At 71.2% G+C, this 12,256-nt stretch carries 12 protein-coding genes; 6 read left to right on the forward strand and 6 right to left on the reverse strand.

Annotated features, from left to right (window positions below; translation table 11 throughout):
- The first annotated feature begins 15 nt into the window (after positions 1-15).
- The 4 genes from EDD92_RS41750 (at position 16) to EDD92_RS41765 (ending at position 5,764) form a co-directional block, all read left to right on the forward strand.
- The gene (locus tag EDD92_RS41750; RefSeq protein WP_123969092.1) at positions 16-2,337 is read left to right on the forward strand and encodes a GH92 family glycosyl hydrolase; all 2,322 of its coding nucleotides are present in this window, start codon (positions 16-18) and stop codon (positions 2,335-2,337) included.
- A gap of 144 nt (positions 2,338-2,481) precedes the next feature.
- Positions 2,482-3,816, forward strand: a complete 1,335-nt coding sequence (locus tag EDD92_RS41755) for a wax ester/triacylglycerol synthase family O-acyltransferase (RefSeq protein ID WP_123969093.1) — start codon at positions 2,482-2,484, stop codon at positions 3,814-3,816.
- Positions 3,817-3,937: 121 nt separating this feature from the next.
- Positions 3,938-5,455, forward strand: coding sequence for an SDR family NAD(P)-dependent oxidoreductase (locus EDD92_RS41760; protein WP_123969094.1), 1,518 nt, complete (start codon positions 3,938-3,940; stop codon positions 5,453-5,455).
- Positions 5,456-5,530: 75 nt separating this feature from the next.
- On the forward strand, positions 5,531-5,764 hold the full coding sequence (locus tag EDD92_RS41765) for a hypothetical protein (protein WP_123969095.1): 234 nt from the start codon (positions 5,531-5,533) through the stop codon (positions 5,762-5,764).
- Positions 5,765-5,781: 17 nt separating this feature from the next.
- Here the strand turns inward: EDD92_RS41765 and EDD92_RS41770 are convergent, their stop codons facing one another.
- The 3 genes from EDD92_RS41770 to EDD92_RS41780 form a co-directional block, all read right to left on the reverse strand.
- Positions 5,782-6,618, reverse strand: a complete 837-nt coding sequence (locus EDD92_RS41770) for an SDR family oxidoreductase (protein WP_123969096.1) — start codon at positions 6,616-6,618, stop codon at positions 5,782-5,784.
- 25 nt (positions 6,619-6,643) lie between these two features.
- Positions 6,644-7,093, reverse strand: coding sequence for a hypothetical protein (locus EDD92_RS41775; protein WP_123969097.1), 450 nt, complete (start codon positions 7,091-7,093; stop codon positions 6,644-6,646).
- Between the two features lie 114 nt (positions 7,094-7,207).
- Positions 7,208-8,335, reverse strand: a complete 1,128-nt coding sequence (locus tag EDD92_RS41780; RefSeq protein ID WP_123969098.1) for an ABC transporter ATP-binding protein — start codon at positions 8,333-8,335, stop codon at positions 7,208-7,210.
- Between the two features lie 376 nt (positions 8,336-8,711).
- Between EDD92_RS41780 and EDD92_RS50190 the strand changes: the two genes are divergently transcribed.
- On the forward strand, positions 8,712-8,885 hold the full coding sequence (locus tag EDD92_RS50190) for a hypothetical protein (RefSeq protein WP_180292383.1): 174 nt from the start codon (positions 8,712-8,714) through the stop codon (positions 8,883-8,885).
- Between the two features lie 55 nt (positions 8,886-8,940).
- On the forward strand, positions 8,941-9,423 hold the full coding sequence (locus tag EDD92_RS41785) for a GNAT family N-acetyltransferase (RefSeq protein ID WP_123969099.1): 483 nt from the start codon (positions 8,941-8,943) through the stop codon (positions 9,421-9,423).
- Between the two features lie 3 nt (positions 9,424-9,426).
- Here EDD92_RS41785 and EDD92_RS41790 read toward each other — a convergent pair whose 3' ends face one another.
- The 3 genes from EDD92_RS41790 to EDD92_RS41800 all read right to left on the reverse strand — a co-directional run bounded on the left by EDD92_RS41790 (position 9,427) and on the right by EDD92_RS41800 (position 12,225).
- The gene (locus EDD92_RS41790) at positions 9,427-10,068 is read right to left on the reverse strand and encodes a LysE family translocator (protein ID WP_123970785.1); all 642 of its coding nucleotides are present in this window, start codon (positions 10,066-10,068) and stop codon (positions 9,427-9,429) included.
- A gap of 68 nt (positions 10,069-10,136) precedes the next feature.
- Positions 10,137-10,826 carry a hypothetical protein gene (locus EDD92_RS41795; RefSeq protein WP_260327148.1) on the reverse strand — a complete coding sequence of 230 codons (690 nt, stop codon included), beginning with the start codon at positions 10,824-10,826 and terminating at the stop codon, positions 10,137-10,139.
- A gap of 55 nt (positions 10,827-10,881) precedes the next feature.
- Positions 10,882-12,225, reverse strand: coding sequence for an amidase (locus tag EDD92_RS41800; protein ID WP_123969100.1), 1,344 nt, complete (start codon positions 12,223-12,225; stop codon positions 10,882-10,884).
- Between the last annotated feature and the right edge of the window lie 31 nt (positions 12,226-12,256).

The following is a 12,256-nucleotide window of genomic DNA, read 5'->3' on the forward strand; positions in this document are numbered from 1 at the left end:
CGGAGGACTTCCGACATGAGATGGACCCGGCGCCTGCGCCTGTGCACGGCAGGTGCGCTGGCAGCGTCCGCGCTGTTCGCCGCACCTGCCACTGCCCGGGCCACCGAGCCGAACGACGGTCGACTCACCGATCTCGTCAACCCGTTCATCGGAACCGAGAACGAGGGCAACACCTATCCCGGCGCCGCCGTGCCCTTCGGCATGGTGCAGCTCTCCCCGGACACCGGCCACAACACCGGCTACGACTACTCCCAGAACCACATCCGCGGCTTCTCCCTGGTCCATCTGTCGGGCGTGGGCTGCGGGCTCGGCGGAGATCTGCCCGTGCTGCCCACCACCGGCGACGTCACACAGACGGACTACGCCAAGTACGCAGCCGAGTTCAGCCACGACGACGAGGCCGCGAGCCCCGGCTACTACCGGGTCGGCCTGAAGACCGGCATCGAGGCCGAGCTCTCCGCCACCGCGCGCACCGGCGTGCAGCGCTACACCTTCCCGGCCACCGACAAGGCCAACGTCCTGCTGAACGCGGCCCAGTCCCTGCACTCCACGGTCTCCACCAGGGTCGAGGTCCTCGACAGCCGCACCGTGCGCACCGCCGTCACCGGCCGCGGCTTCTGCCAGGACACCAAGCCCTACACCGTCTACACGATCACTCGCTTCGACCGGCCCTTCACCGCCTACGGCACCTGGGACGGTTCCACGGTGACCTCCGGTTCGAAGAGCGGGCGCGACGGCGCGTACGTCCGCTTCGACACCACCAAGGACCGCACCGTCGAGGCGACCACCGCGCTGTCCTACGTCGACGCGCACGGCGCTGCGGTCAACCTCCGTGCGGAGGGCGGGCGTTCCTTCGACGCCGTACGTCACCAGGCGCAGCAGGCGTGGGAGGACCGCCTCGACGACGTGCGCGCCAAGGGCGGTGACGACGGCCTGCGGCGGACCTTCTACTCGTCGCTGTACCGCTCGTTCCTGGCGCCGAACATAGGCAGCGACGCCGACGGCCGCTACACCGGCTGGGACCAGAAGATCCACCGCACCGACGGCTTCACCTACTACCAGAACTGGTCCCTGTGGGACACCTACCGCACCCAGTCCCAGCTGCTGTCCCTGCTCGCGCCCCGCGAGGCCCGCGACATGGCGATCTCGGTGATCAAGATCTCCGAGGAGAGCGGCTGGCTGCCGAAGTGGGGCTACGGCACCGTCGAGACGAACATCATGACCGGCGACCCGGTCACCCCGTTCCTCACCAACGCCTACCAGCAGGGCCTGCTCACGGGCTACGAGGAGCGGGCCTACCGGGCTCTGAGGGAGAACGCCGACGGGACGCCGCCCGCGGACTCGCCGGCGGTGGGCCGCGAGGCCGACAAGGAGTACATCGCGGCGGGCTTCGCGCCGTACATCAAGGGCCGCCCGCATGCGAAGCCGGGCGACTCGGACTACGACCACGGCGCCTCGGCGACCCTGGAGTACGCCCTGTCGGATGCGATGCTCGCCCAGATGGCCCGCCAGCTCGGGCATACGGCGGACGCCGACCGGTATGCCGCCCGCGCGCAGAGCTACCGCCACCTCTTCGACCCCTCGACCGGCTTCTTCCGCGCCCGCGACGCCTCCGGTGCCTTCACCGGGCCGGTCGACCCGGCGCAGAGCGAGGGCTTCCACGAGGGCACGTCCTGGCAGTACCAGTGGCTGGTGCCGCAGGACCTGCCGGGCATGGTCTCCCTGATCGGCGGCGAGCAGGCCGCGAACGACCGGCTCGACTCCTTCTTCGCCTACGACCGGCTGCTGGCCGACCCGGCGAAGACGGCCCGCGAGGTGTGGGTCAACGGCCCGTACGACTACTACAACGCCGACAAGTACAACCCGCAGAACGAGCCCGACCTCATCGCCCCGTACACCTATCTGTCGACCGGCGAGCCGTGGAAGACGACCGACGTGGTGCACGCGGCGCTGACCCTGTTCACGGACGCGCCGACCGGCATGACCGGCAACGACGACCTCGGCACGATGTCCGCCTGGAACGTGCTGTCGTCGATCGGGATCTTCCCGGTGCAGCCCGGCTACGACACCTGGGGGCTGTCCACGCCGGTGTTCGACCGCGTCGACCTGACGCTGGACCGCCGCTACTTCCCGCGGGGTGCCCTGACGATCACCGCGCGGGGCACCTCGACCGCCGAGCGGTACATCCAGTCGGCCCGGACGGACGGGGTGGCCTACGACCGGACATACCTGACGACCGGTTCGCTGCGCTCCCTGCGCTCGCTCGACTTCACGGTCGGCCCGCGCCCGTCTGAGTGGGGAACATCGGCCCAGGCGGCGCCACCTGCACTGAAGTGACCTCAGGTGTCTCTTGAGTCCCGCCTCTCACGGAGAGGCGGGACTTAATCTGCTGTTAACTGTGCGTAGCTTGATCGTACTTGACCGTAATCGCCAAGGGGGGGTTGACTGCTGGCTCACCCTTCGTCGACGCGAGGCAAGCAATTGACTTCTGACCTGCTCGCTCCTCTCGACCTGGCGTTCTGGAACATCGAGTCCGCCGAACACCCCATGCACCTCGGCGCGCTGGGGATCTTCTCGGCGCACTCGCCCACCGCGGGCGCCCACGCCGCCGACCTGCTCGCCGCGCGGGCCGCGGCCGTACCCGGACTGCGGATGCGTATCCGGGACATATGGCAGCCGTCCGCGCTGCGGCCGCTGTCCTTCGGCAGTGCCACCCGTGAGCCCGACCCCGGCTTCGACCCGCTCCACCATGTGCGGCTGCACGCCCCGACCGCGGACTTCCACGCCGAGGCCGGCCGGCTCATGGAGCGGTCGCTGGAGCGTGGCCGGCCGCCGTGGGAGGCGCATGTGCTGCCGGGGGAGGACGGCTTGTCCTTCGCCGTGCTGTTCAAGTTCCACCACGCCCTGGCCGACGGTCTGCGCGCGCTGACCCTGGCCGCCGCCATCCTGGACCCGATGGACATGCCGGAGCGCAAGCCCCGCCCCGAGGAGCCCAGGCCCGGGCTGCTGCCCGACGTGCGCAAGCTGCCCGGGCTGGTCAGGGGCACCCTGTCCGACGTGGGGCGCGCCCTCGACATCGGCGCCTCGCTGGCCGTGTCCAGCCTGGGGGTGCGCTCCTCGACCGCGTTCACCGCAGAGGCCACCGGCACCCGCCGCACCGCCGGCGTGGTCCTCGACCTCGACGACGTGCACCGCGTGCGCAAGGCCCAGGGCGGCACCGTCAACGACGTCCTGATCGCCGTGGTGGCGGGCGCCCTGCGCCGCTGGCTCGACGAGCGCGGCGACGGCAGCGACGGCGTGCGGCCGCGCGCCCTGATCCCCGTCTCCAAGCGCCGCCCGCGGAGCGCCAGCCCACAGGGCAACCGGCTCTCCGGCTACGTGATACGGCTTCCCGTCGACGACCCCGACCCGCTCGGCCGCCTCGACACGGTCCGCTCCGCCATGGACCGCAACAAGGACGCCGGCCCCAACCGGGGCGCGGGCGCCGTCGCCCTGCTCGCCGACCATGTGCCTGCGCTCGGCCACCGGCTGGGCGGACCGCTGGTCAGCCAGGCCGCCCGGTTGTGGTTCGACATCCTGGTCACCAGCGTGCCGCTGCCCAGCCTCGGCCTGAAGCTCGGCGGCAACCCGGTCACGCAGGTCTTCCCGTTCGCGCCGCTGGCCCGCGGCCAGTCCCTGGCGGTGGCCGTCTCGACCTACCGCGGACACGTCCACTACGGCCTCGTCGCCGACGCCAAGGCCGTACCCGACCTGGACCGGCTGGCCGCCGCCCTCGCCGAGGAGGTCGAGACGCTCATCACCGCCTGCGGCTCCTGACCTCCTTGTCGGGCTCTCTCGCCCGGATTTTGGAGGACCGGCCCGGCGCTCCGTACAATTCCCCGTTCGAAAGCGGACGCGGTCGGAGCGCCGCGCGGGTGATCAGGGAAACGGCAGCGCGATGACGGTGACAGACGAAGGCTCGGCGATCACGGACGAGGTCGTGTACGAGCCCGGTGACGAGGTCGTGTACGGCCCCGGCATCGATCCGGAGCGGCTCGCCGTCTGCCTCAGCGTGCTGGAGGAACTCGACAAGCTGGAGGTCGACCACCCCGACGCGATCGCCGTGCGCCGGGCCACCGCGGGCATCTACCGCACGGTCAAGCAGCGCCGCCGCCAGGAGCGCCGGGCCGCCAAGACCGCCCACGACAAGGCGGTCACGGAGGCCACGGCGACCGGCTCAGCCCAGCGCATCGACGACGAGACCGAGGGCATCCTGCCGTCGTCGGCGACGGAGCAGGGCAAGATCGCGGGGATACTCCAGCGCCCCCGCTCCTGCTACACCTGCAAGACCCGGTACGTGGAAGTCGACTACTTCTACCACCAGCTCTGTCCCGACTGCGCCGGCCTGAACCGCGACAAGCGCGACGCCCGCGCCGACCTCACCGGCAAGCGCGCCCTGCTCACCGGCGGCCGCGCCAAGATCGGCATGTACATCGCGCTCAGGCTGCTGCGCGACGGCGCGCACACCACCATCACCACGCGCTTCCCCAAGGACGCCATCCGCCGCTTCAAGGCCATGGACGACTCCGCGGACTGGATGCACCGCCTGGAGGTCGTCGGCATCGACCTACGCGACCCGGCCCAGGCCGTGGCCCTCGCCGACCAGGTCGCCGAGGCGGGCCCGCTCGACATCCTCGTCAACAACGCGACGCAGACCGTGCGCCGCCTGCCCTCCGCCTACGCCGCCCTGGTCGACGGCGAGAGCGCCCCGCTGCCCGCCGGGGAGCTGCCCGTCCACCACGTCATCGGCGCCTTCGGCTCCGGTGCGGTCGACGGCCTGGCCGCGCTGCCCGCCGGCATCAGCGGACTCGACGCCCAGCAGGTCGCCGACCTCGCCCTGGTCGCGGGCAACGCCAGCGTCGCCCGGCACCTCGACGGCACCGCCATCGACGCGGGCGGCCTGGTCCCCGACGTCGTCGACACCAACACCTGGGTGCAGACCATCGAGCAGATCTCCCCGGTCGAGCTCCTCGAGACCCAGCTGTGCAACTACACGGCGCCGTTCATCCTGATCAGCAAGCTCCGCCCGGTCATGGCGGACGCCGCCAGGAAGGCGACCAGCGGACGCGCGTACGTCGTGAACGTCTCCGCGATGGAGGGCGTCTTCGGCCGCGGCTACAAGGGCGCGGGCCACCCCAACACCAACGCCGCCAAGGCCGCCATGAACATGGTGACTCGGACCAGTGGCCAGGAGATGTTCCAGACCGACGGCATCCTGATGACCTCCGTCGACACCGGCTGGATCACCGACGAGCGCCCCCACTACGACAAGCTGCGTCTGGCGGAGGAGGGCTTCCATGCGCCGCTCGACCTGGTCGACGGGGCCGCACGGGTTTACGATCCGATTGTGCGCGGCGAGCAGGGCGAGGACCTGTACGGCGTCTTCCTGAAGGACTACGCGCCCGGCAAGTGGTGAACCACCGGCCGTGATGTGTGGCCCGGAGCCCGTGGGGAACCCGGACCCTGGTGACAACCGCGCCAGGGAGTGACCATGGGCAGTCCACACGGCATTGATCCGCGAGCGCAGCACGACCCGCGCAACCGCTATCCGACCGACGAACAGTTCTACGGCAGCGACCGCCCCGACCACGCCGTACTGCCGGAGGACCGGCCACGCGGCGGCGGGGGCACGAGTCCGGTGAAGCACCGCGGCACGTGGGCCACGGTCGCACTCGTCGCCGGAATCATCCTGCTGATCCTCATGGGGATCGCACTGTTCCCGTGAGGGAGCCACAGCCACCGTCACGAGCGAGGTGGTGCGTATGAGCGAAGCAAGTCGTGGACGGCGTACTCCCGCGCGGAGTGCGCCGTCCTGACGCGTGTGCCCCCGTCCACCAGCAGATCCGCGCCGGTGATCCACTGCGCCGCGTCCGAGGCCAGCCACACCACGGCCCGTGCGATGTCCTCCGGCTCACCGATGCGCCCCAGCGGCAGGCCGGCGGCCAGCTCCTGCCCGCCCGGCTCCCACACGAACCGCGCCATCTCGGTGCGCACCAGCCCGGGGGAGACGGAGTTGACCCGCACCTTCGGCGCCAGCTCCCCGGCGAGCTGCTGCGTCAGATGCAGCAGGGCCGCCTTGCTCGTGCCGTAGGCGCCCACGTTCGGCCCGACATGCCCGGCACCCTCCGTGCAGACGTTGACGACCGAGCCCCCGTGCTCGCGCATCCAGGCCCGCCACGCCCACTGCACCAGCCTGAGCGGCGCCTCGACGTTCACGGCGAACGCCTCCCGCCAGGCATCGGGATCGGCCTCCATGAGCGGTCCGTACGGCTGGTTCGTCGCCGCGTTGTTGACCACGACGTCGATCCGGCCGAACGCGCTCAGGGCCCGATCCGTGACCTCCCGCAGATGATCCGGATCCGCGACGCTGCCGCTCACCCCGATGCCGCCCAGCTCGTCGGCAGTGGAGCGCACCTCGTCCACGTCCCGCGCGGTCACGCACACCAGCGCCCCCGCCGCGGCCAGCCGCCCGGCGACGGCACGTCCGATCCCGCGGGTCGCCCCGGTGACGACGGCAGCCCTGCCCTCGAGTCCGTACCCGTCGACTCCGTGCCCCTTTGGTGCGTACGACGACGTCATCACCGTACGGTCTCATGACGGACCGTCAGTCGACAGCCCCGAGACGGGAGTTGCGTGCGGCGACCAGCTCCAGCACCGTGCGCCAGTCCTCCAGCACCCCCGCGTCGAAGCCGGCGCTTGTGCCCTCCTCGTCCGCCTGGCGCAGGCGCAGCAGATCATCGTCGGCGGGCAGCTCGCCGCGATGGTGCTCGCGCACCAGCCGGGCGACCCGCTCGCCGAGCAGGCCCCGCACCGCGTCGGCCGCGCAGTCCGGGTGGGCGCTCTCGTCGCCCGGCCGCAGCAGCGGACCGATGGCGTGGACCAGGCCCGCGACCTGGAGCTCCTTGTCGGCGGGGCGGCGGCGCCGCAGCAGTGCGGCGGTCTGCAGCGCGTGCTGGTGCAGATCGACCCGGCGACTTCGCAGTCCCGGGGCGTCCCACGAGCCCCGGCAGGCGTACAGCAGATCCATCAGCTCCTCGACACTGCGCAGCTCCATGCGCCAGTCCTTCCGCCGGACAAGCCGTTGCCGTCCCGTCAGCAGATCATGGCCGCCTTGCGATTCGGCCAACGGGACTTGAACTGCGTGGCCAGTTCACCGCGCTCCGTGACCTCACGTCGCCGGTGAGGCATCCGCGTCCTCGGGAAGCCGCAGCCCCGTCACGGCCGAGAAGCAGTGCACGCCGTCCGCGCGGACCGCCACCCGAAGAGTGGCCCCCGCACCGTACGTGGGGCGTCCCGGGAGCCGGACGACGATGCGGGCGAGCCCCTCGCCGGACCACGCCGTCGTATGGAGGTGGACGACGGCGCCGGTGTCCTCGACCCTCTCCACCACGAGGTCCAGTCCCGGCGTCTCCCGGTCCTCCGGCGAGAGGAACGCGAAGCTCTCAGGCCGGACGCCGAGCACGATCTCGTCGGTGCCCCCGGCTGCGGCCGCGCGCAACGTGCCACGGGGCAGCGGCACGTCGAGGGCGCCGAACCGGGCCCCGGCCGAGGACAGCGGCAGCCGGAAGAGGTTCATCGCGGGCGAGCCGATGAAACCGGCCACGAACGTACTGGCCGGGTGCGCGTAGACCTCCTTCGGCGCGCCCACCTGCTGCAGCACACCGTCCTTGAGCACGGCGAGGCGATCGCCCACGGCCATCGCCTCGGCCTGGTCGTGGGTGACGTACACCGTGGTGATGCCGAGATGGTGCTGCAGCCGGACGATCTGCATGCGGGTCTGCGCCCGCAGCCGGGCGTCGAGATTGGACAACGGCTCGTCCATCAGATAAACCCGCGGGTCCCGCACGAGCACCCGCCCCGTCGCGACACGCTGCTGCTCGCCGCCCGCCAGCGACCTGGGCCGACGGCCCAGGAACTGCTCGAGGTCGAGGACGGAAGCGGCGTACTCGACACGCTGCCGGGCGCGCACCCGGGACATGCGGGCGATCCTCAGAGCGAAGCCGATGTTGTCGGCAGCCGACAAATGCGGGTAGAGGGCGTAGTCCTGGAACACCATCGCGATGTCGCGGTCCCTGGGCGGAAGATGGGTCACGTCCCGGACGCCGATGAGGATCGAACCCGAGTCGACGTCCTCAAGTCCGGCGAGCATGCGCAGGCAGGTCGACTTTCCACAACCGGAAGGACCGAGCAGGACCATGAACTCACCGTCCCCGATCTCGAGGTCGAGCGATTCCACGGCCGGCCGCTCCATCGACGCGAAGCACCGGGTGGCCTGGTCGAAGGTGACAGACGCCATGACATCCCCCTCCCGGACAGGTCCTCGCACCCAGCATGGAACGGGTGTTGCCCCTTCGGCACGCCTGTAGACCGAACGAGTGACAGGAGAGGGGTCTGAAACAGGACGACTTATGACAGTAACCCCAAGTTTTCAGCCCCATAGAGCGGACGCCCGCTCATTTGGTTAATCTGGAGTGGACGGACAGCACCAACGGGTCCAACCCACACCCACGTCCGTCCCGGGGCAAGCCGGCAGACAACGGCCTGTTCTCACACGAGTTACCGGCGCCACCGCGTCCGAACTGCTTTCGACTCACACCCGAGCGGGCGTCAGGCGCCGGACCGTAAAGTCACCGGCACGCCCCGAGGGTGACCCGACACATAAGGAGTGCGCGGTGACACCGGAGAAGACGAATCGCGAACAGCGCCCCAAGGAACGCACGGAGCGCCCCGGCCGACGGTCGGACGAACTCGGCAGCCTGGAAGTCTGGGCCCACGCGGCCCCCATCCGCCTGGCAGGCTACGAGGACGACCTCGCCGAGCCCCACATCCTGCCCAGCGTGGACTGAACCCCGGCAGGACCTTCGCGATCGCCGGCTGCATGGGCGTGCGACACTCACGCCCATGCAGATCAGAGAAGCCGCGGCCGAGGACTGGCCGCGGATCTGGCCTTTCTGGCACCGGATCGTCGCCGCAGGAGAGACCTACACCTGGGACCCGGCCACCTCCGAGGAGGCGGCCCGGGCCCTGTGGATGAACCCGGCCAAGCATGTCTACGTCGTCGAGGACGAGGACGGCTCCGTCGTCGGCTCGGCATACGTCACGCCCAACTACGGCGGCCCCGCGGCCGACATCGCCAACGCCGGCTTCATGGTCGACCCCGACCGGGCAGGCCGCGGCATCGGCCGCGTCCTCGCCGAACACGTCCTGGCCGCCGCCAAGTCCGACGGCTACCGGGCGATGGTCTTCAACGCCGTCGTCGAGACGAACCCGGCCGTGCAGCTGTGGTCGTCCCTGGGCTTCGAGATCCTGGGCACGGTCCCTGAGGCGTACGAGCATCCGCGCTACGGGCGGGTGGGGCTGCATGTGATGTACCGGGCGCTGTAGGCCCTAGTCCTTGCGCCCCGTCACGGCCACGGTCACCCCGAGGCCGATCATGGTGAGGCCGCCGACCCCGCCGACCATGGAGAGCCGGCGCGGGGAGCGCGCGAACCAGCCGCGGGCGGTGGAGGCGATCAGGCCCCACACGCTGTCGGAAGCCAGCGCGATCACGTTGAAGACCAGCCCGAGCAGCAGCATCTGCACCGTGACGTGTCCGCTGTCGCGGTCCACGAACTGCGGCAGTACGGCCGCGAAGAACACGATGGTCTTCGGGTTCGTGATACCGACCGCGAACCCCTCCCAGAAGGTGCGCAGTCCGCTGTGCGCGGGCACCTCGCCGCCCGCGAACGCAGCCCGCAGCGACCCGCGTTCACGCCACGCCTTCACACCGAGGTACACCAGGTAGACCGCGCCGGCCAGCTTGAGCACGGTGAAGACGAGCACCGAGCGTTCCACGACGGAGCCGATGCCGAACGCCACCGCCACCACCAGCAGATAGGCGCCGAGCGTGTTGCCCACCACGGTGGTCAGCGCGGCCCGGCGCCCCTGCGCGAGCGCCCGTCCGATCACGAACAGCACACTGGGCCCGGGTATCACGATCAGCAGGAAGGACAGCGCCGCGAAGGCGAGCAGACGGTCGGTGGACATCATGCGATCCATGCAAGCACGGGCGGGGGCCGCTCTTCAGCCCCATTTTCCCGGCGCCCACCGTCCCGGATCTACGCCTCCGCCTGCGCCGCGGACACGGACGCGGGCCGTGCGGCGCGCCGGCGCAGGAACCCGGCCAGGGGGAGGGCTGCCGCGCCGAGGAGGAAGCCGTAGACGCTGACCAGGCCGTGGCCGTTGTCCTGGGCCAGCCACATCGCCAGGCCGGCCGCGGGCACGCTCAGCGCGAGCAGGCGCTGCCTGGTGTCGGTGGTGGTCAGCAGGAGGGCCGCGGCGAGGGTGGCGGCGAGGAAGTACGTCGCACCGGAGCTGCCCGCGAAGTTGCGCGGGTCGGTGCTGCGGGAGCTCTCGCCGAACAGCGCGTCGATCCGCTCGGGCAGCAGGATGCCCGCGGCGAAGAGGGCCACCATGAGGGGGCCGCGCCAGAACCACTGGGCCAGCGCGGCCAGCGCCGCGAGGGTGACGATGTTCCACGCGGCGCCGAAGAAGCCGCCGTTCTGCATGAAGACCGCCGTCACCACGCGCCACCAGCCGCTTTTCCGCGGGTCGCTGTCGAGCGCGTCCATCGCCCCGGACCAGCTGTGCTGGAGCACCACCCCGCCGACCGCCACCGCCGCGAGGGCGACGGCCGCCCACGGGACCGGGCGTCGGCGCAGGGTGTCCTCACCGACGAGTGCCAGCCCGCTCTTGAACATCAGCACCATCAGTGCCGCGGTCGTCAGGTTGAACACAATGGTGCCCATGCGGATCAATCCCCCGTTGAAAGATCGTGATTGAAGGTCGGGGGAACAATAACCGTTAGTCCAGCGGTGCCGTCCGCTGCCACGGATGCAGCTTCTCCAGTTGCTGTGCCACCTCCAGGAGCATCGCCTCCGAGCCCGGGCGGCCCACCAGCTGGACGGCGCAGGGGGCGCCGGAGGGCAGGGTGCCGAAGGGGACGGACATGGCGGGCCAGCCGGTCAGGTTCCACGGTGGGGTCAGGGGCGAGTAGTTGGTGTTGACGAGGATGTTGGCCAGCCAGCCCCGCTCGTGCCAGGCCACCGACCTGGGGGAGCGGCGGGCGAGTGCGGGGGTGAGCAGGACGTCGTACTCGGCGAAGAACGGCTCCATCCGGCGGCGCAGCCGGTCCCGGCTGTCGCCGTTGCGGACCCTGCTCAGGAAGCGGCGGCCGATGGTGGCGTGCACCCGGGTGCGCCGGGTGAGCAGGCGCGAGTCCAGGCCCTGGGCGTCCACCGCCGTGCCCGCGGTCCAGTGGGCCAGGGACATCGTGCTCAGGGAGAGCGGGTAGGGCGGGTCGGCGCGGCGGACCTGGTGGCCGGCCTTGATCAGAACGCCGCCCGCGTCGCGGGCCGCGGTCGTGTACGGCGCGCTGATGGTGACGCCGGCCAGGGGGCTGCGCAGCGAGACGGCGATCTTGCGCATGGCGGGTTCGGACTGCGGCGCCGTCTCGGTGTCCGCCAGCACCGACAGCATCAGGCGCGCGTCCTCGACCGTCGTGGCGAGCGGACCGTTCTCGGACATGCCGAACCAGTCGCCGTCGCTGATACCCGCCGGGACGACCCCGTGGCCCGGCTTGATGGTGACCAGGCCGCAGTTGGCGGCCGGGATGCGCAGCGAGCCCATGCCGTCGTTGCCGAGGGCGATCGGCACCAGACCGGCGGCGACCGCTGCCGCACTGCCGCCCGAGGAGCCGCCCGCCGTGCGGGTCGGGTCCCAGGGGTTGCGGGCGGTGCCGTGGACGCCTTCGGTGGTGCCGAAGATGCACAGCTCGGGCACGTTCGTCAGGCCCACGACCACCGCGCCCGCCGCCCGCAGCCGTGCCACCGTGACGTGATCGTCGGTGGCGGGCGTGTCCGGTGTCGCGGCGGAGCCCACGCGGTTGGACTCACCGCGGACCGCGAGATTGTCCTTGACCGCCACTGGCACCCCGGCCAGCGGCAGTTCGGCCAGATCGTCACGGGAGGCCAGCTCGTCGGCCTCCGCGAGCGCCGCCTCGGCCCGCACGACCCGGAACGCCCCGACCCGGCCGTCCAGCCGCTCGATCCGGTCGAGGTGCTCGGCCACCACCTCGCGGGGCGTGGCCCGCTTGTCGCGTACGGCGGCGGCGATCTCGGCGGCGGTCCGGCCGACCCAGCTGGTCACGGGCGCTCCTCGGGGTGCGTGACGTGGCACT

Origin of the sequence: Streptomyces sp. TLI_185 (assembly GCF_003814765.1) — a bacterium.
GTDB lineage: Bacteria > Actinomycetota > Actinomycetes > Streptomycetales > Streptomycetaceae > Streptomyces.

Excerpts from the sequence above, each read along its gene's own strand:
- EDD92_RS41785 (WP_123969099.1), top strand. The coding sequence starts at position 8,941 with ATGCAGATCAGAGAAGCCGCGGCCGAGGACTGGCCGCGGATCTGGCCT.
- EDD92_RS41790 (WP_123970785.1), bottom strand. The coding sequence starts at position 10,068 with ATGATGTCCACCGACCGTCTGCTCGCCTTCGCGGCGCTGTCCTTCCTG.
- EDD92_RS41780 (WP_123969098.1), bottom strand. The coding sequence starts at position 8,335 with ATGGCGTCTGTCACCTTCGACCAGGCCACCCGGTGCTTCGCGTCGATG.
- EDD92_RS41795 (WP_260327148.1), bottom strand. The coding sequence starts at position 10,826 with ATGGGCACCATTGTGTTCAACCTGACGACCGCGGCACTGATGGTGCTG.
- EDD92_RS41750 (WP_123969092.1), top strand. The coding sequence starts at position 16 with ATGAGATGGACCCGGCGCCTGCGCCTGTGCACGGCAGGTGCGCTGGCA.
- EDD92_RS41775 (WP_123969097.1), bottom strand. The coding sequence starts at position 7,093 with ATGGAGCTGCGCAGTGTCGAGGAGCTGATGGATCTGCTGTACGCCTGC.
- EDD92_RS41770 (WP_123969096.1), bottom strand. The coding sequence starts at position 6,618 with ATGACGTCGTCGTACGCACCAAAGGGGCACGGAGTCGACGGGTACGGA.
- EDD92_RS41760 (WP_123969094.1), top strand. The coding sequence starts at position 3,938 with ATGACGGTGACAGACGAAGGCTCGGCGATCACGGACGAGGTCGTGTAC.
- EDD92_RS41765 (WP_123969095.1), top strand. The coding sequence starts at position 5,531 with ATGGGCAGTCCACACGGCATTGATCCGCGAGCGCAGCACGACCCGCGC.